19 protein-coding genes are annotated in these 16,844 nt (G+C 69.1%); 13 read left to right on the top strand and 6 right to left on the bottom strand.

Features of this window, described 5'->3' with window-relative positions; genetic code table 11:
* Positions 1–46: 46 nt before the first annotated feature.
* Positions 47–1,582 (bottom strand): anthranilate synthase component I, encoded by a 1,536-nt coding sequence (gene trpE, locus GC203_RS14865; protein ID WP_293455930.1) that lies wholly within the window; start codon positions 1,580–1,582, stop codon positions 47–49.
* A complete protein-coding gene (locus GC203_RS14860; RefSeq protein ID WP_293455927.1) occupies positions 1,579–3,507 on the bottom strand; it encodes a peptidylprolyl isomerase in 1,929 nt (642 codons plus the stop codon). Before GC203_RS14860 ends, trpE begins: the two co-directional genes overlap by 4 nt.
* A gap of 128 nt (positions 3,508–3,635) precedes the next feature.
* Here GC203_RS14860 and tpiA point away from each other — a divergent pair, with 128 nt between their 5' ends.
* Positions 3,636–4,379: a triose-phosphate isomerase gene (gene tpiA / locus GC203_RS14855; RefSeq protein ID WP_293455924.1), complete on the top strand. Its 744-nt coding sequence runs from the start codon at positions 3,636–3,638 to the stop codon at positions 4,377–4,379.
* On the opposite strand, the gene GC203_RS14850 is transcribed toward tpiA, so the two are convergent.
* Together GC203_RS14850 and GC203_RS14845 are read right to left on the bottom strand one after the other, a co-directional pair.
* Positions 4,376–4,789, bottom strand: a complete 414-nt coding sequence (locus tag GC203_RS14850) for a VOC family protein (RefSeq protein WP_293455922.1) — start codon at positions 4,787–4,789, stop codon at positions 4,376–4,378. The two genes, tpiA and GC203_RS14850, sit on opposite strands and share 4 nt — an antisense overlap.
* A gap of 24 nt (positions 4,790–4,813) precedes the next feature.
* A complete protein-coding gene (locus tag GC203_RS14845; RefSeq protein ID WP_293455919.1) occupies positions 4,814–5,353 on the bottom strand; it encodes a GNAT family N-acetyltransferase in 540 nt (179 codons plus the stop codon).
* Positions 5,354–5,502: 149 nt separating this feature from the next.
* Between GC203_RS14845 and secG the strand changes: the two genes are divergently transcribed.
* From secG to GC203_RS14830, 3 genes are all read left to right on the top strand, one after another.
* Positions 5,503–5,940: a preprotein translocase subunit SecG gene (secG, locus tag GC203_RS14840; protein WP_293455916.1), complete on the top strand. Its 438-nt coding sequence runs from the start codon at positions 5,503–5,505 to the stop codon at positions 5,938–5,940.
* A 62-nt stretch (positions 5,941–6,002) separates the two neighbouring features.
* On the top strand, positions 6,003–7,640 hold the full coding sequence (locus GC203_RS14835) for a CTP synthase (protein ID WP_293455914.1): 1,638 nt from the start codon (positions 6,003–6,005) through the stop codon (positions 7,638–7,640).
* A gap of 9 nt (positions 7,641–7,649) precedes the next feature.
* A complete protein-coding gene (locus GC203_RS14830) occupies positions 7,650–7,979 on the top strand; it encodes an MmcQ/YjbR family DNA-binding protein (protein WP_293455911.1) in 330 nt (109 codons plus the stop codon).
* On the opposite strand, the gene GC203_RS14825 is transcribed toward GC203_RS14830, so the two are convergent.
* Entirely contained in the window at positions 7,969–8,379 is a 411-nt protein-coding gene (locus tag GC203_RS14825; RefSeq protein WP_293455908.1) for an MAPEG family protein, read from the bottom strand. The two genes, GC203_RS14830 and GC203_RS14825, sit on opposite strands and share 11 nt — an antisense overlap.
* Before the next feature lie 145 nt (positions 8,380–8,524).
* Here GC203_RS14825 and rpmF point away from each other — a divergent pair, with 145 nt between their 5' ends.
* The 3 genes from rpmF (at position 8,525) to GC203_RS14810 (ending at position 10,673) form a co-directional block, all read left to right on the top strand.
* Complete coding sequence (gene rpmF / locus GC203_RS14820; protein WP_293455905.1) at positions 8,525–8,707, top strand: 50S ribosomal protein L32; 183 nt, start codon at positions 8,525–8,527, stop codon at positions 8,705–8,707.
* A 78-nt stretch (positions 8,708–8,785) separates the two neighbouring features.
* A complete protein-coding gene (locus GC203_RS14815) occupies positions 8,786–9,187 on the top strand; it encodes a nuclear transport factor 2 family protein (RefSeq protein WP_293455902.1) in 402 nt (133 codons plus the stop codon).
* Between the two features lie 64 nt (positions 9,188–9,251).
* The gene (locus tag GC203_RS14810; RefSeq protein ID WP_293455899.1) at positions 9,252–10,673 is read left to right on the top strand and encodes an alkaline phosphatase PhoX; all 1,422 of its coding nucleotides are present in this window, start codon (positions 9,252–9,254) and stop codon (positions 10,671–10,673) included.
* Position 10,674: 1 nt separating this feature from the next.
* Here the strand turns inward: GC203_RS14810 and GC203_RS14805 are convergent, their stop codons facing one another.
* Entirely contained in the window at positions 10,675–11,448 is a 774-nt protein-coding gene (locus tag GC203_RS14805; protein ID WP_293455896.1) for an enoyl-CoA hydratase, read from the bottom strand.
* Between the two features lie 101 nt (positions 11,449–11,549).
* Between GC203_RS14805 and eno the strand changes: the two genes are divergently transcribed.
* The 6 genes from eno to GC203_RS14775 form a co-directional block, all read left to right on the top strand.
* The gene (gene eno / locus GC203_RS14800) at positions 11,550–12,833 is read left to right on the top strand and encodes a phosphopyruvate hydratase (RefSeq protein ID WP_293455894.1); all 1,284 of its coding nucleotides are present in this window, start codon (positions 11,550–11,552) and stop codon (positions 12,831–12,833) included.
* Positions 12,834–12,906: 73 nt separating this feature from the next.
* Complete coding sequence (locus tag GC203_RS14795; RefSeq protein WP_293455891.1) at positions 12,907–13,203, top strand: septum formation initiator family protein; 297 nt, start codon at positions 12,907–12,909, stop codon at positions 13,201–13,203.
* Between the two features lie 47 nt (positions 13,204–13,250).
* Positions 13,251–14,294: a pyruvate dehydrogenase (acetyl-transferring) E1 component subunit alpha gene (pdhA, locus tag GC203_RS14790; RefSeq protein ID WP_293455889.1), complete on the top strand. Its 1,044-nt coding sequence runs from the start codon at positions 13,251–13,253 to the stop codon at positions 14,292–14,294.
* Positions 14,291–15,670, top strand: a complete 1,380-nt coding sequence (locus GC203_RS14785; RefSeq protein ID WP_293455887.1) for a pyruvate dehydrogenase complex E1 component subunit beta — start codon at positions 14,291–14,293, stop codon at positions 15,668–15,670. The genes pdhA and GC203_RS14785 overlap by 4 nt, the downstream gene beginning before the upstream one ends.
* Entirely contained in the window at positions 15,667–16,071 is a 405-nt protein-coding gene (locus GC203_RS14780; RefSeq protein WP_293455884.1) for a GFA family protein, read from the top strand. Before GC203_RS14785 ends, GC203_RS14780 begins: the two co-directional genes overlap by 4 nt.
* Positions 16,068–16,844, top strand: a 777-nt coding sequence (locus tag GC203_RS14775) for a biotin/lipoyl-containing protein (protein WP_293455881.1), incomplete at its 3' end; no start/stop codon positions are given. The genes GC203_RS14780 and GC203_RS14775, both read left to right, overlap by 4 nt.

Here is a 16,844-nt window from a genome sequence, read left to right as displayed (position 1 = left end):
GCCCGTCCGGGCTGGTGAACCGGTATCCGCTTCACCCTGACGGGCTCTAGACGAAGCGCCAGCTCTCCTCGGCGGCGTCGCGCAGGGCGCGGGCCTTGTGCAGCGTCTCTTCGTACTCGGCGTCAGGGTCGCTGTCGGCCACGACTCCCCCGCCGGCCTGGACGTACATCGTCTGGTCCTTGAAGAGGGCGGTGCGCAGGACGATGCAGGTGTCGACCGAGCCGTCAGAGCCGAAGTAGCCGACGGCCCCGGCGTAGGCGATGCCGCGCTTCTCGATCTCGAGTTCGTCGATGATCTCCATGGCGCGGACCTTGGGCGCGCCCGAGAGCGTGCCGGCGGGCAGGGCGGCCATCACCACGTCCACCGGGTCCAGGCCATCCGGCGCATCGCCCTCGACGTTGGAGACCAGGTGCATCACGCGCTTGTAGCGCTCGACGAAGAAGCTGTCGGTCACCCGCACGCGGGGCGTGCGCGGGCCGGTCTGGGGCGACTCGTTGGCGCCGGCCTGCTTCAGCATCGCGACCCGGCCCACGTCGTTGCGGCCGAGGTCCAGCAACATGAGATGCTCGGCCCGCTCCTTGGGGTCGGAGATCAGCTCTTCCTCCAGCCGGCGGTCCTCCTCCGGCGTGGCGCCGCGCGGCCGGGTGCCGGCGATCGGACGGATGGTGATCTTGCCGTCGCGGAGACGCACCAGGATTTCGGGGCTTGAGCCGGCCAGCTGGAAGTCGCCGAAGTTCAGGAAGAACAGGAAGGGCGAGGGATTGCTGCGGCGAAGCGACCTGTAGAGCGCGAACGGGTCGCGCGTGAACGGCGCCCGGAACCGGTGGCTGGGCACCACCTGGAAGATGTCGCCGGCGCGGATGTACTCCTTCGCCTTCTCCACCATCACCTTGTAGGCCTCGCGGCTGATCGGGCTGGTGAAACGATCGGGTTCGGGCTCAGCGGTTCCCGAGAGCGGCGGCGCAGGACGCTTCAGGTCGGCGGCGACGGCGGCCAGCCGCGCCTGGGCGGCGGCGTAGGCGTCCGCGGCCGAAGCGCCCTCCGGCCGTACCGGCGTCACCAGCAGGATCTCCTGGGCGATGGCGTCGAAGATGGCCACGATCGAGGGGCGCGCCAGCACGCCGTCGGGCAGGCCCAGCGGGTCGGGATTCACGTCGGGCAGGTTCTCGACCAGCCGGATGGTGTCGTAGCCCAGCGCGCCGAAGACGCCGGCCGCCATCGGCGGCAGCCCGGCCGGCAGCTCGATGCGGGAGGCCGCCAACACGTCGCGCAAGGAGTCGAGCGCGCCGCCCGCCTGCGCCTCGAACCGCTCGGCGGCGACACCGGCGCCCCGGGCGATCTCGGCCTGGTCGCCCCGGCAGCGCCAGACGAGGTCGGGGTTGAGCGTGATGATCGAGTACCGCGCGCGGAAGGCGCCGCCTTCGACGGACTCGAACAGGAAGGCGTACGGCTTGCCGTGGCCGATTTTCAGGAACGCCGAGACCGGCGTTTCCAGGTCGTCCACCAGACGGGTCCAAACGACCTGGGGGGCGCCGCCGTCGTAGGTCGAACGGAAGGCCTCGAACGGCGGCTCGGTCTTCACCCCTTCTTCTCCGGCGTAGGCGTCTGGTCTTCGAGCGGGGCGAACCCGAGCGCGGAACGGGCGCGGTCGGGGTGGACGACCACCTTCATCTTGGAGCGCGCATAGGTCCGCGCTGTCTCATCGAGGTCGCGCGCCAGCGCCATCGTGAGATCGCGGCGGCCGGCCTCGGCCAGCTGGGCGGCGGTCGGACCGGCGTCCATCTTCACGTTGCCGACCTGGGCCACGATCAGGCCTCCAGCGCCGGGAGCCGACCACGCCTCGCCGGCCTTGGCCGAGAAGGTGCGGCCGAGGACGTCGCGGCCCAGCTCCTGGTGCTGGCCGGCCGTCTGCCGGGTGAGGCCTTCGACGCGGGCCACCGTGTAGTGTTCCGACTTGGCCACGGCTTCCAGAGACTCGCCCTTCTCGATGCGGCCGATGAGCGTCTTGGCGCGGGCGTCCATCTGCCGGATCAGCTCGCGCTGCATCCAGAAGCGGGTCAGCTGCGGGCGGATCTCGTCAAGCGGCGGCACGTGCGCAGGCTCGATCTTCTCGACGCGCACGGCGTAATAGGCCCCGTCGCCCAGCTCGGTCACCTCGCTCTCGCCGCCGGCGGGCAGGGCGAAAGCGGTCTGGAGGATTTTCGGGTCGAGTTCCCCGAAGCGCTGGCCCTTCTCGTCGACGCCCTGTTCGTTGACGGCGGGATAGGTCTTGGCCTCCACGCCGGCCTTCTGGGCGGCGTCGGTGAGGTTGGCGCCAGCCTGGTGCGCGTCGTCATAGGCCTGGGTCTGGGCGTAGACCTTCTCGGCGATCATGTCCTTGCGGATTTCGGCCTCCAGCATCGGACGCGCTTCTTCCAGCGTGACCTCGTGGCCGGGGTTGATGCTGGCCACCTTTACGGCGGCCAGGCCCAGGTCGCCCTGAACCGAACTCACTTCGCCCGCCTGCATCTTGAACGCCGCCTGGCCGACCTTGTGGTCCGAGATCGCGGTGAGTGGCTTGTCGGTGAAGGTGATCGCCTGCACGCCCAGCGACTTGGCGATAGCGTCCGGATCGTCGCCCTGGCGCAGCCGCTCGACCGCCTTCTGCGCCTCGGCCTGGGTCTTGGCCGGGATCTGGATGACCGTACGGGTCTCAGGCCGCGAGAGCGTATCCTTTCGGAAGTCGTAGCGCTTCTTCAGTTCGGCGGGATCGATCGGCGCGGCGCTGACCGCAGCGGCCGCGGCCTGCTGCGAGAACTGGACGACGGTCAGCACCCGCAACTCGGGCACCGTCAGCTGCGACTTGTTCTCGTTGATGAACGCCTTGAGCTGGGCGTCCGTCGGCGTCGGCGGCTGCGGCACGCTCTGGGGCGTGATGGTGAAATAGGTGAGGTCGCGGGCCTCGAGGGCGAAGATGGCCGCGAGCGCGCTATAGGTCCGCGGAACCGCAAGGCCGTGCTGGATCGCCGCCTGCCACTGCTGGCCGGCCATCTCGTCGCGGAGGATCGCGTCGAACGCGGCCGGCGTCAGGCCGTTGTCGCCCAAGCGGCGCTGGTAGGTGGTCTTGTCGAAGCGGCCCGACACCGGATCGAAGAACGCGGGGATCTTCTCGATTTCGCCGACGATCTGCTTGTCGGACGGCCTGATCCCGATCTTCGTCATCAGCGCCGCGAAGGCCTCGCGCGTCGCCAGCCCGTTCATCACCACCGCGTCGAGGTGGTTCTGCTCGGCGATGTCCTGGGTGATCGTCTGGCCCGACTGCTGCTCGAAGCGCTTCTTGTAGTTGTCGTACTCCCGCCGGAACGCGAGGGGATCGACCGTGCGCGAGCCGGCCTTGATGACCTCGTTGCCGCCGACGGCCTGGAATCCGTAGCGGGTGATGCCGAAGCCGGCCATCGCCAGGATCAGGAGCGCCAGGAGCGCCTTGGCGGCCCAGGACTTCGCAAAGTTGCGGGTGGCGGAGAGCATTCGGGTCCTTTCCCGGGCGCGAGCGTGCGCGCCGGTATAGTGGAGGGCTGTTCTTTCCCGCAAGCGCGTGACATGCGCGGCGGCTTGGCGTAACCGCGCTGACCTGCGAACGGAGTTGGGGAGGGGCCATGACGACGCCGCGGCCGCTGATCGCCGGAAACTGGAAGATGAATGGGCTCGCCGCGTCCCTGGACGAGGCGATCGAGGTGGCGGGAAGCGTGCGCCCCGTCGACGCGCGCGTGGCGATTTGCCCGCCCGCCGTCCTCATCCACCGAATGAGCGAGGCGCTGAAGGGCACGTCGGTGCTGGTCGGCGGCCAGGACGCCCACTGGGACGACCGCGGCGCATTCACCGGTGACGTCTCGGCCGAAATGCTGGCCGACGCCGGCGCGCAGATGGTGATCCTCGGCCACTCCGAGCGGCGGGCGGCCTACCGCGAGACCGACGAGATCGTGGCCCGCAAGGTCGAGGCGGCCGTCCGCGCGGGGCTGGAGCCCATCGTCTGCGTCGGCGAGACCCTGGCCGAGCGCGAGGCGGGCGACACACTCGACATCGTCACGCGCCAGGTGCGCGGCTCGCTGCCGCCGGTGCTGGCCGGCAAGCCGTTCTCGGTGGCCTATGAGCCGGTGTGGGCCATCGGCTCAGGCCTGACGCCCACGATCGACCAGATCGAAGAGGTGCACCGCGCCATCCGGGACACGCTGGAGAAGATGTTCGGCGACCACGGCCGGACCATCCCGATCCTCTACGGCGGATCGGTGAAGCCCTCGAACGCCGCCGAGATCCTTCACGCCTCGGAGGTCGGCGGCGCCCTGGTCGGCGGCGCATCGCTGAAGGCCCAGGATTTTCTCGCGATTATCCGCGCCCTTTAGGCGCTGGGCCCCTTGAGCTCGACCCGGTTGCCCTCGGGATCCTCGACGTAGAGCGAGAAGCCGTCGCCGTCGGCGCCGTAGCGGTCGCCTTCCTCGACGACGTCCACGCCATGCGCGGCGAGGTGGGCGCGGATCGCAGTCTCGTCGAAGGGCCGCACCTGCAGGGCGAAGTGGTCGAGGTTGCGGCCTTCGGCGCCAGGCCCCGCGCCGCCCATTCGGCCCAGCCGGCCGTCCAGCGTCACCAGATCGATCATCTGCGGGCCCGCGCGGACGTGGGTGAGGCCGAGGTCGGGCCGGTCGCGATCCACGCTCAGGCCGAGGACGCCGCAGTAGAACGCCAGCATCCGCTCCTTGTCGCGGACGCGCAGCACGATGTGGTCGAAGCCCTGGACGGCGATCGGATGGCTCATGCAAGCCAGATAGGTGGTCACGCCTCAGAGCAGAAGACCGAAGACGTGGCAGTCGCGCCGCTTGCCGTCGCGCAGGATGTGCCCGCGCAGCAGGCCTTCCTCCTCGAACCCCAGTTTCGCCAGCAGGGTCTCCGACCGGCGGTTACCCAGGTGGGTGCGGGCGGTCAGGCGGCGCAGGCCGACGCTGGCGGCGAAGGCGACGATGGTGCGCATGGCCTCCAGCGCGTAGCCCTGGCCCCACGCCTCGCGCCCCAGCATGAACCCAACCTCCGCGCGCCGGTGCCAACGGTCGATCTCCGAGAGGTCGCACGCGCCTACGAAGGTGTCGTCGGCCAGCCGGCGCATGGCCCAGTGCAGCGCGCGGCCCGCGGCCATGGCCTGCACCTGGGCGGCGATGATCTCGTTCACCAGGTCGGGGTCGTCGATCTCCGAGACGTCCCAGTAGGCCATGACCTCGGGGTCGCCCATCAACGGAAACATGTGTCCGGCGTCCGACGCCACGAGCGGCTGCAGCCGGAGCCGCTCGGTCTCCAGGATCGGCGGGCGCCGAAAGTCGATGTTCATAGTCGCCCCCGCGCACCCCTTTGACGACGGGGTGCGGCGCACTAGCTATGGCCTTGGCGCGGTCGCGGTGATAGAGCGCCCGCTTTATTTCCTCCGGGTGTGTCCGCCTGAACCCACTGGCCCCCCGAAGATGCCGGAAAGACGCCTGGATGCTGCTCAATCTGCTGCTGGTGATCGAGGTCATCGTCGCCTTCTTCCTAATCGTGGTCGTGCTTCTCCAACGATCCGAAGGCGGCGCGCTCGGCATGGGCGGCGGTCCGTCGGGCTTCATGACGGCGCGCGGCGCCGGTGACCTGCTCACCCGGACCACCTGGATCCTCGGCGCGGTCTTCTTCGCGCTCGGCCTGCTGCTGACCATCGTGGCGGGACGCGAGAGCGGTTCGGCCTCGGTCGTCGACCGGCTGAAGGTGGACGCGATCAATCCGGCGGAACTCAACAAGGAAATGCAGCCGGCTCCGGCCCAGCAGGCGCCCGCCCAGAACGCGCCGGCCCCGCTGGAGGCCCCGACGCCGACCGTCAACAATCCCTTCGGTTTCGACGCCGGCGAGACGCCCGCACCGGCTCCCGCGGCGCCCGCCCGGAAGTAATCCCCAATTTTCCGCGAATCACACGGCGCGCCGTCATCGAATCGCGGCTAATCTGAACGCCCATGGCCCGGTACATTTTCATCACCGGCGGCGTGGTCTCATCCCTTGGCAAAGGTCTCGCGTCCGCCGCTCTCGGCGCGCTTTTGCAGGCGCGAGGCTACAAGGTCCGCCTCCGTAAGCTCGACCCCTATCTGAACGTCGATCCGGGGACGATGAGCCCCTACCAGCACGGCGAGGTCTTCGTGACCGACGACGGCGCGGAAACCGACCTGGATCTCGGCCACTACGAGCGGTTCACGGGGGTCAACGCCACCAAGAACGACAACATCACCACCGGCCAGATCTACAAGAAGATCATCGAGAAGGAGCGCCGGGGCGACTATCTGGGCGCCACCGTCCAGGTGATCCCGCACGTCACCGGCGAGATCAAGGACTTCGTCCTGGCCGATCCGGGCGAGGGGGTCGACTTCGTGCTCGTCGAGGTGGGCGGCACCGTGGGCGACATCGAAGGCCTGCCGTTCTTCGAGGCGATCCGCCAACTCGGCCAGGAGTTGCCCCGGGGCCATGCCTGCTTCATCCACCTGACCCTGCTGCCGTTCATCAAGACGGCTGGCGAGATGAAGACCAAGCCGACCCAGCACTCGGTCAAGGAGCTGCGCTCCATCGGCATCCAGCCTGACATCCTGCTCTGCCGCTGCGAGATGCCGATACCCGAGGGCGAGCGGAAGAAGCTGGCCTTGTTCTGCAACGTGCGGCCCAGCGCCGTCATCCAGGCGATGGATTCCGCCAACATCTACGCCGTGCCGCTGGACTACCACGCCGAGGGTCTCGACACCGAGGTGCTGGACGTCTTCGGCCTCAACGACGCGCCCAAGCCCGACCTGGCCAAGTGGGAGGGGATCTCCCACCGCCTCAGCCACCCGGACGGCGAGGTCAACATCGCCATCGTCGGCAAGTACACGGCGCTCACCGACGCCTACAAGTCGCTGGTCGAGGCGCTGGTCCATGGCGGCGTCGCCAACGACGTCCGTGTCAGGCTCGACTGGATCGAGGGCGCCGCCTTCGAGAAGGAAGAAGCGCTGATCGGCGAGCGACTGACCAACGTCCACGGCGTCCTGGTGCCCGGCGCCTTCGGCGAGCGCGGCTCGGAGGGCATGATCCGGGCGGTGCAGTTCGCCCGCGAGCACGACATCCCCTATTTCGGAATCTGCTTCGGCATGCAGATGGCGATGATCGAGGCGGCGCGGAATCTCGCCGGAATATCAAAAGCCTCGTCGACGGAGTTCGGGCCGACGTCCGAGCCGATCGTGGGCCTGATGACCGAGTGGGTGCGCGGCAACGAGAAGGAATTCCGCGCCGAGGGCGGCGAGCTGGGCGGCACCATGCGCTGCGGCGCCTACGAAGCGGTGCTGGCGCCGGGCAGCCGCGTGGCCGACATCTATGGCGGGGCCAATATCTCCGAGCGCCACCGCCATCGCTACGAGGTCAACATCGGCTATCGCGACGCCATCGAGCGGACGGGGCTGAAGTTCACTGGCCTGTCGCCCGACGGCGTGCTGCCGGAACTTTGCGAACGCCAGGATCACCCATGGTTCGTCGGCGTCCAGTTCCACCCGGAGCTCAAGAGCCGGCCCTTCGACCCGCACCCGCTGTTCGCCAGCTTCATCGGCGCGGCCAAGGAGCGCAGCCGTCTGGTGTAGGGTAGGGCCATGCTCACCCACGACGACATCCGCAGGGTCGCGCTGGCTCTGCCCGAGGCCTACGAGGCGGCGCACTTCGACATCCCGTCGTTCCGGGTGAACGGGAAGATCTTCTGCACCATCCACCTCGATCGCCCGCGGATCATGCTGAAGCTGGATCGCGAGGATCAGCTCAACCTTTCCGATGGAGAGGTGATCGAGCCCGTTCCCGGCAAATGGGGCGAGCACGGCTCCACCTTCGTGTGGTTCGAGAAGCTGGCGCCCGAGCGCCTTCCCGGACTGATGCGCATGGCCTGGGCCAATGTCGCGCCGAAGCGGCTCGTCCGCGCTACGGGATGAAGAATTTCACCCAGATGGCGATCAGCAAGAAGTTCGAGATCGCGAACGGGATCAGCCGATGGCGGACGTTGTTGTAGCCGATGTGGATCACCGAATGGACGATCCGTAGGGCGACGTAGGTCCAGGCCAGGGTCAGCACGACCGCGTCCACCTTGTCGGCCACGTAGTACATGAGCCCAACCACGTAGAAGAGCATCGGCAGCTCGAGGAGGTTCATGTAGTTGCGGTTGGGAATCGCCACCTCGGGCGGCACGCGAGCCGATTCGCCCAGCTTGAAGTCGCCGGCCTCGATCTGGCCCGATCCGACCGCGCGGAAGCGTCGGATCGGAATGAAGCCCAGGACGACGAAGGTAAGGAGCGCCAGAACGCCCATAGGGGCGAAGATCAGTTCGTGCGGCATTTTGTTCCCGCCATTATCCGCTGACGCTGTAAGCTAGCCCAGATAGCTTGATCGCGCGCGGGGTTTCATGCATAAGCCCGCGCTCACGTCGGCCGCCCAGGGATCGCAGGGTCCGAGGCGGCCGCAGTCATTTCGAGATACTTCCATGGCCGTTCCGAAACGAAAAACCTCGCCGTCGCGCCGCAACATGCGCCGGTCGCATCACGCCCTGAGCGCCAACGCGTTCCACGAGGACAAGGAAACGGGCGAGCTGAAGCGCCCGCACCACGTCGATCTCAAGACGGGCATGTACAAGGGCCGCCAGGTTCTGACCCCCAAGGAAGACTGAACGCATCCAAGCGCGCGTTCGGTACGTAATTCGAGACGCCGGCCACGTGCGGCCGGCGTTTTGCGTATGGGAGGCAGCGTGGCTCTGGACCCGCTTTCCGTCGTGCAAGGCGCCTATTCGGCGTTTGCCTGCGGCGACACGCCCGGGCTGTTGGAACGCCTTGGCCAGAACGTGGTGTGGGAAGTCGCCGGCCAGCCGGGCGCGCACCCCACCTTCGGCGTCCGCCGCGGCCGCGAGGGCGCGCTGGAGTTCCTGCACGCGCTCGACGCCGCCGAGACCTTCGAGGGCTTCGCCCCGCAACGCTTCCATGAAGCCGGCTCGACCGTCGTGGTCGAAGGCGCGGCCACGGTGACCTTCAAGGTGAGCCGCCGCACGATCCATTACGACTGGGTCCATATCTGGACCGTCCGCGACGGCGTGATCGTCGGTTTCCGCGAGTTCTGCGACACCGCGCGGGTCGCCGAGGCCTTCGCCGCCTGACCGCCCGCCGTCGGGAGGCGGCGCCTGTCATCATCCGGTCATGGCGAATGAGGATTAAGGGCCCATGTCCCTGTCCCGCCGCCACGTGATCACCGCCGCCGCTGCCGGCGCGGCGTTTTCCGGCTTTGCGCGCCTTGCCGACGCGGCCTCCGACACCCACGCCCAGGTCGAGGCCGACCTCTACCACAGCGAGGTCGCCGGCTACGGCCCCCTGAAGACCGATCCGTTCGGCCTCTTCGACCTGCCGGAGGGCTTCTCCTACACGGTCGTCTCGCGCGCCGGCGATCCCATGAGCGATGGCCTGGTCACGCCCCGCAAGGCCGACGGCATGGGCTGCTTCGGGCTCGGCGGAAGCCGGGTGGCCCTGGTGCGCAACCACGAACTCAAGGCCTACGACGCCGACTTCGGCCCCTTCGGCGTCGGCCACGGCCTGGCCGGCAAGCTGGACGCGGGCCTGGCCTACGACCGCTACGGCGACGGCCGCGCGCTGCCCGGCGGGACCACGACCATGGTCTATGACCTCAGGGCCCGGCGGTTGGAGACGGTCCACCTCAGCCTGACGGGCACCTCCACCAATTGCTGCGGCGGGATCACGCCCTGGGGTTCGTGGCTGAGCTGCGAGGAGATCATCAGCGGCGCCGGGGGCCAGAAGGACCATGGCTGGGTCTTCGAGGTGCCGGCGAGCCATCGCGGCGTGGTGGAGCCCGTTCCGCTCAAGGGCCTGGGTCGCTTCAGGCACGAGGCCGCCTGCATCGATCCGACGACGGGCGTCGTCTATCTGACCGAAGACGAGGGCGATGGGCTTTTCTATCGCTTCCTGCCGAACGACCGGCGCAGGCTGGGGCAGGGCGGCCGCCTCCAGGCGCTGGGGTTCAAGGACGGCGGCGGCGACGCCCGCAATTGGGACGCCGTGGCCTGGGCCCCGGTCCAGTGGCGCGAGGCCGTCTGGATCGATCTCGAGGGCGTCGACAATCCGCACGGCGACCTCAGGGCCCGCGGCCAGGCCGCCGGCGCCGCGCGGTTCGCGCGGGGCGAGGGGGTCTTCTTCGGGCGCGGGGAGCTCTACTTCACCTGCACCAGCGGCGGCCCGGCCCGCTTCGGCCAGATCATGCGCTATCGCCCCAGCCGCTTCGAGGGCGACGCGCGCGAGACGGACGAGCCCGGCCGCCTGCAGCTCTTCGTCGAGTCGGCCGACCGGCGGCTCATGAACATGTGCGACAACCTCTCGGTCGCGCCCTGGGGCCACCTGATGGTCTGCGAGGACAAGGCCGAGCCCGGCGGCGTCAACTACCTCAAGGGCGTGACGCCCGAGGGCAAGGTCTACACCATGGGCCGGCAGGCCCAGCCGGGCCGCAGCGACGTGGGCGCCAACACCGAACTGGCCGGCGCCTGCTTCTCTCCGGACGGGTCCACGCTCTTCGTCAACGTCTACGAGCCCGGCATGACGGTGGCGATCGTGGGGCCCTGGGGCCGGTTCGCCGCCTGATCTACTGGCTGCGTCCGCGGGCCTGCACCGCCGATCGGCGCGCGGCGACCATCTCGGGCGTGACCTCGGCGTTGTGGGCGACCGAGCGCTCGTGCTCCAGTTCGAGGCCGTCGCCCATGGCGAGCGCGTAGCCGTCGTCGATCATGGCCTTGTAGGTCACCAGCATGTCGCCATCGATATCGGCCATCTCGCGGGCCAGCTTCAGCGCCTCGGCCATCAGCTCGCCCGGCTCCACCACCCGGTTGATGAGGCCCCAGTCGTAAGCTTTGGCCGCGTCCAGGAAGTTGCCGGTCAGTGACAGCTCCTTGGCCCGATACGGCCCGAGCGCGCGCGACAGCTTCTGCGACAGGCCCCAGCCGGGGGTGATCCCGACCCGCGCATGGGTGTCGGCGAACCGGGCGTTGGTGGAGCAGATCAGCACGTCGCAGGCCAGCGCCACCTCGAAGCCCCCGGTGATGGCGACGCCGTTGATCGCCCCGATCACCGGCTTGCGCGAGGCCAGCACGGCGCGGGCCGGGTTCTCGGACGGGTCGGTGGCGTTGGCGGCCCCCATGCCCAGCGGGTCGGTCGACAGCTCCTTGAGGTCGAGGCCGGCGGTGAAGGCCCGGTCGCCCGCGCCGGTCAGCACGATCACCCGCACCTCCGGGTCGGCGTCCAGCTCCAGCATCGCCTGCCGCAGCGCCGCGCGCAGGGCCTTGGAGAGTGCGTTCATCGCCTCCGGGCGGTTGAGGGTGACGACGGCGACGCCCGCGAAGGGCTTCTCGACCAGCAGCATGGGCGACTCCTTTTCGGAGAGGCGGCATGAGCCGTCGCCCTTGCGTCCGTCAAGGCGGCGTTGCTAAGGCTCCGGCCCCGCTCCGCGTCCAGAGGCCCCGAATGACCGAGATCGTCGACATCAACGCCCGTGAAATCCTCGACAGCCGGGGCAACCCGACCGTCGAAGTCGACGTGATCCTCGAAGACGGCTCCATGGGCCGCGCCGCGGTGCCCTCCGGCGCCTCCACCGGCGCCCACGAGGCGGTCGAGAAGCGCGACGGCGACAAGGGCCGCTACGGCGGCAAGGGCGTGTTGGCCGCCGTCGAGGCGGTGAACGGCGAGATCTACGACGCGCTCTCGGGCTCCGACGCCGAGGACCAGCGCCGCGTCGACCGGCTGCTGATCGAACTGGACGGCACGCCGAACAAGAGCCGCCTGGGCGCCAACGCGATCCTGGGTGTCAGCCTGGCCACGGCGAAGGCGGCGGCCGGCTCGGCGGCGCTACCGCTCTACAAGTACGTGGGCGGCGTCTCGGCGCGCGTGCTGCCGACGCCGATGATGAACATCATCAACGGCGGGGCCCACGCCGACAATCCGATCGACATCCAGGAGTTCATGATCCTGCCGACCGGCGCCGACACCTTCGCCGAAGGCCTGCGCATGGGCGCGGAGATCTTCCACGCGCTGAAGAAGGCGCTGTCCGACGCCGGCCACAACACCAACGTCGGCGACGAGGGCGGCTTCGCCCCCAATATCGACTCGGCCGAAGAGGCTCTGGCCTTCATCGTCAAGGCGGGCGCGGCGGCCGGCTACAAGGCGGGCGACCACTTCCACCTGGGCCTCGACGCGGCCTCCACCGAGTTCTTCAAGGACGGCAAGTACGTGCTGGCCGGGGAGGGCAAGACACTCGATCCCGCCGGGATGGCCGACTACCTGGCCGGCCTCGTCGACAAGTTCCCGATCGTCACCATCGAGGACGGCATGGCCGAGGACGACATCGAGGGCTGGAAGCTGCTCACCGACAAGCTGGGCGGCAAGATCCAGCTGGTGGGCGACGATCTCTTCGTGACCAATCCCGCCCGCCTGGGCGAGCTGGGCGTCGGCAAGGGCCTGGCCAATTCGATCCTGGTGAAGGTCAACCAGATCGGCACGCTCAGCGAGACCCTCGACGCCGTCGATCTGGCCCATCGCAACAGCTACACCGCCGTGATGAGCCACCGTTCGGGCGAGACCGAGGATTCCACGATCGCCGACCTGGCCGTGGCCACCAACTGCGGGCAGATCAAGACGGGCTCGCTGTCCCGCTCCGACCGGATGGCCAAGTACAACCAGCTCCTGCGCATCGAGGAGGAGCTGGGCGATCAGGCCGTCTACGCCGGCAAGGGCGCCCTGCGGAACCTCTGAGCCTCCCGACAGGGTTAGCGGCGCGTTAATCATCGGGCGGCGACAACGGAAGCTCACCCATCCGGGATTCGCCGTGTTCGCTCGCCTGCGCCCCTATCTGTCGACCGCCGCGCTGGCCCTGCTGATCTTCTATTTCGGCTTCCACGCGTTCACCGGCGACGGCGGACTGCTGTCGTCGGGCGAACGAGACGCGACTCTGATGGCCAAGCGGGCGGAACTGACCCGGCTTACCGCCCAGAGGCAGGACCTCGAGGTTCGCGCCCGTCTGTTGCGCGACACCAGCCTTTCCGCCGATCTCCTGGAGGAAAGGGCCCGGTCCCTTCTAGGCTTCGCCGACCCAAGGGATTATGTGATCCGGATGCAGCCTTAGGCCGCTTCGGCGGTTCTAAAAGGGTTCACCAGATCACGGAGTGACGCATGGCGCGCGGGCAGACCGGCACGACCGGTCGGCGAAAGGCCAATGGCGCGGGGGCGCCCTCGGGCAAGGCCGCGGGCGGCAAGGACGAGCTGCTGAAGTATTACCGGGCCATGCTCCTGGTGCGGCGCTTCGAGGAGCGCGCCGGCCAGCTCTACGGCATGGGCCTGATCGGCGGCTTCTGCCACCTCTACATCGGCCAGGAGGCCATCGCCGTGGGCGTCGAGGCCGCCAAGCGGCCCGGCGACCAGATCATCACGGGCTACCGCGACCACGGCCATATGCTGGTCTGCGGCATGGATCCCAAGGAGGTCATGGCCGAGCTCACGGGCCGGATCGGCGGGTCGTCGAGGGGCAAGGGCGGCTCGATGCACATGTTCTCCACCGAATCGGCCTTCTACGGCGGCCACGGCATCGTGGGGGCCCAGGTGCCGCTGGGCACCGGGCTGGCCCTGGCCAACTGGTACCGCGAGGACGGCAAGGTGGCCTTCGCCTTCTTCGGCGACGGCGCGGCCAACCAGGGGCAGGTCTACGAGGCCTTCAACATGGCCGAGCTGTGGAAGCTGCCGGTGGTCTACGTCATCGAGAACAACCAATACGCCATGGGCACCGCGATCACGCGGTCCTCGGCCGAGACCCATCTCTACCGGCGCGGCGCGTCCTTCGGGATTCCCGGCGCCGAGGTCGACGGCATGGACGTGCTGGCCGTGAAGGCCGCCGCCGAGGAAGCCGCCGAACACGCCCGTTCGGGCAAGGGGCCCTACATCCTCGAGATGAAGACCTACCGCTATCGCGGGCACTCCATGAGCGACCCGGCCAAGTACCGGACGCGTGAGGAGGTCGACGAGGTCCGCAAGACCCGCGACCCCATCGAGCATGTCGAGCAGATGCTGGAGAAGAACGGCTGGGCCGACGAGGCCGCGCTGAAGGCCATCGACGCCGAGGTCAAGCGCATCGTCGCCGACGCCGCCGAGTTCGCCCGCACCAGCCCCGAGCCCGAGCCCTCCGAGCTCTACACCGACGTCTACACGGAGGCGCAGGCGTGACCGACATCCTGATGCCGGCGCTCTCGCCCACCATGGAAGAGGGCACGCTGGCCAAATGGCACGTGAAGGTGGGCGACAAGGTCAGCTCGGGCGACGTGATCGCCGAGATCGAGACCGACAAGGCCACCATGGAGGTCGAAGCCGTCGACGAGGGCGTGATCGCCGAGATCCTCGTGCCGGAAGGCTCCGAGGAGGTGAAGGTCAACACGCCGATCGCGCGCCTGGACGGGGAGGGCGGGGCGGCTGCGCCTGCGCCGCCGGCCCCGAAGGCCGAGCCGGCGCCCGAGCCCGCATCCCGCGCGGAGGCCAAGGGCGACCCCGTGCGCGCACCCGAGCCGGCCAAACCCGCCCCGGCGCCCGCCCTGAAGGACCCGGAACTGCCCGAGGGCGTGAAGCTGGTGAAGCAGACCGTCCGCGACGCCCTGCGCGACGCCATGGCCGAGGAGATGCGGCGCGACGACGCCGTCTTCCTGATGGGCGAGGAGGTGGCCCAGTACCAAGGCGCCTACAAGGTCAGCCGCGGCCTGCTGGACGAGTTCGGCCCCAAGCGGGTGATCGACACCCCGATCACCGAATACGGCTTCGCGGGCCTGGGCACGGGCGCGGCGATGGCGGGTCTGAAGCCCATCGTCGAGTTCATGACGTTCAACTTCGCGATGCAGGCCATTGATCATATTATCAATTCCGCCGCGAAGACGCTCTATATGTCGGGCGGGCAGATCAAGGCGTCCATGGTTTTCCGAGGGCCCAACGGCGCGGCCGCCCGGGTGGCGGCCCAGCACAGCCAGGACTACGCCTCCTGGTACGGTCACGTGCCGGGCCTGAAGGTGATCGCGCCCTACGACGCCGCCGACGCCAAGGGCCTGCTGAAGGCCGCCATCCGCGACCCGAACCCCGTGGTCTTCCTGGAGCACGAGATGCTCTACGGCCAGGAGTTCGACGTGCCGGAGGACATCGACTGGGTCGTGCCGATCGGCAAGGCCAAGGTCCGCCGCGAGGGCTCGGGCGTCACCCTGGTGGCCTATTCCCGCATGGTGGGCCTGTGCCTGCAGGCCGCCGAGGAACTGGCCAAGGACGGCATCGAGGCCGAGGTGGTCGACCTGCGCACCATCCGGCCGATGGACATCGACACCGTCGTCGAGAGCGTGAAGAAGACCAACCGCCTCGTCACCGTCGAGGAAGGCTGGGGCCCCATGGGCGTGGGCGGCGAAGTCTGCGCCAAGGTGACGGAACTCGCCTTCGACTGGCTCGACGCGCCGCCCATGCGCGTCCACCAGGAGGACGTGCCGCTTCCCTACGCCGCCAACCTGGAGGCGCTGTCGCTGCCCTCGGTGGACCGCATCGTGAAGGCGGCCAAGGCCGTGAGCTACAAGTGACTGAGGCCCACACCTGGCGCGGCGGCGGCTGTCACTGCGGGGCCGTGCGCTTCGAGGCGGCCCTGCCGGCGACGGTGGAGGCCCAGAGCTGCAACTGCTCGATGTGCCAGAAGGTGGGCTTCATCCACGTGATCGTGCCCGAGAGCCGCTTCCGCATCGTCCAGGGCGAAGGCCGGCTCACCGAGTACACGTTCAACACCGGCGTCGCGAAGCACCTGTTCTGCAGCGTCTGCGGCGTGAAGAGCTTCTACCGGCCGCGCTCCAACCCCGACGGCTGGAGCGTCAACGCCCGCTGCCTCGACGAGGCCGACGGCCTGACTTTCGAAATCGAGGCTTTCGACGGCCAGAACTGGGAAGCCCACGGGCACACCCTGGCCCACCTCTCCAAGGAAAGCGCATGACCGACATCCTCATGCCGGCGCTCTCGCCCACCATGGAGGAGGGCACGCTGGCGAAGTGGCACGTGAAGAAGGGCGACAAGGTCGTCTCCGGTGACGTGATCGCCGAGATCGAGACCGACAAGGCCACCATGGAGGTCGAGGCCGTCGACGAGGGCGTGGTCGAGGAGATCCTGGTGCCGGAAGGGACCGAAGGCGTGAAGGTCAACGCGCCCATCGCCCGGCTGTCCGGCGAGGACGGCGCCGCTGCTCCGCCGCCGCCGAAGCCGGCCGAAGCGCCCAGCTCCTCCCCCGCGAGCGGGGGAGGTGGCGTCCCGGACCCGGTCCGGGGCGACGGAGGGGGCGCGGCTCCGGCGGCCGCCCCCACCACCGCTTCGCGGTCCTCCTCCCCCGCGAGCGGGGGAGGAGCCCAAGGCGCCCGCATCTTCGCCTCGCCGCTGGCCAGGCGGCTGGCCGAGCAGAAGGGGATCGACCTTTCGGCGATCGCGGGCTCTGGCCCGCACGGGCGCATCGTCAAGGTCGACATCGAGGCCGCCAAGCCCGGCCAGGCCAAGCCCGCGCCGGCGTCGGCCGGCGCCGCTCCGGCCGCGGCCCCGCGCCAGGCCCAGAGCCTGGAGCAGATGGGCATAGCCCCGGGCAGCTACGACCTGATCCCGCTGGACGGCATGAGGAAGACCGTGGCGCGGCGGATGACCGACAGCTTCCGCGACGTGCCGCACTTCCCGCTGAACATCGACATCGAGATCGATGCGCTGCTGGCGGCCCGGGCGAAGATC

This window comes from Phenylobacterium sp. (assembly GCF_016124325.1).
GTDB lineage: Bacteria > Pseudomonadota > Alphaproteobacteria > Caulobacterales > Caulobacteraceae > Phenylobacterium.
This window is presented reverse-complemented; position numbering and strand designations above follow the sequence as displayed.

Bases quoted from the DNA above. Each gene is read 5' to 3' on its own strand.
- GC203_RS14860 (WP_293455927.1), bottom strand. From the start codon at position 3,507: ATGCTCTCCGCCACCCGCAACTTTGCGAAGTCCTGGGCCGCCAAGGCG.
- eno (WP_293455894.1), top strand. From the start codon at position 11,550: ATGACCGAGATCGTCGACATCAACGCCCGTGAAATCCTCGACAGCCGG.
- tpiA (WP_293455924.1), top strand. From the start codon at position 3,636: ATGACGACGCCGCGGCCGCTGATCGCCGGAAACTGGAAGATGAATGGG.
- secG (WP_293455916.1), top strand. From the start codon at position 5,503: ATGCTGCTCAATCTGCTGCTGGTGATCGAGGTCATCGTCGCCTTCTTC.
- GC203_RS14850 (WP_293455922.1), bottom strand. From the start codon at position 4,789: ATGAGCCATCCGATCGCCGTCCAGGGCTTCGACCACATCGTGCTGCGC.
- GC203_RS14810 (WP_293455899.1), top strand. From the start codon at position 9,252: ATGTCCCTGTCCCGCCGCCACGTGATCACCGCCGCCGCTGCCGGCGCG.
- GC203_RS14845 (WP_293455919.1), bottom strand. From the start codon at position 5,353: ATGAACATCGACTTTCGGCGCCCGCCGATCCTGGAGACCGAGCGGCTC.
- GC203_RS14825 (WP_293455908.1), bottom strand. From the start codon at position 8,379: ATGCCGCACGAACTGATCTTCGCCCCTATGGGCGTTCTGGCGCTCCTT.
- GC203_RS14835 (WP_293455914.1), top strand. From the start codon at position 6,003: ATGGCCCGGTACATTTTCATCACCGGCGGCGTGGTCTCATCCCTTGGC.
- GC203_RS14805 (WP_293455896.1), bottom strand. From the start codon at position 11,448: ATGCTGCTGGTCGAGAAGCCCTTCGCGGGCGTCGCCGTCGTCACCCTC.
- GC203_RS14830 (WP_293455911.1), top strand. From the start codon at position 7,650: ATGCTCACCCACGACGACATCCGCAGGGTCGCGCTGGCTCTGCCCGAG.
- rpmF (WP_293455905.1), top strand. From the start codon at position 8,525: ATGGCCGTTCCGAAACGAAAAACCTCGCCGTCGCGCCGCAACATGCGC.
- pdhA (WP_293455889.1), top strand. From the start codon at position 13,251: ATGGCGCGCGGGCAGACCGGCACGACCGGTCGGCGAAAGGCCAATGGC.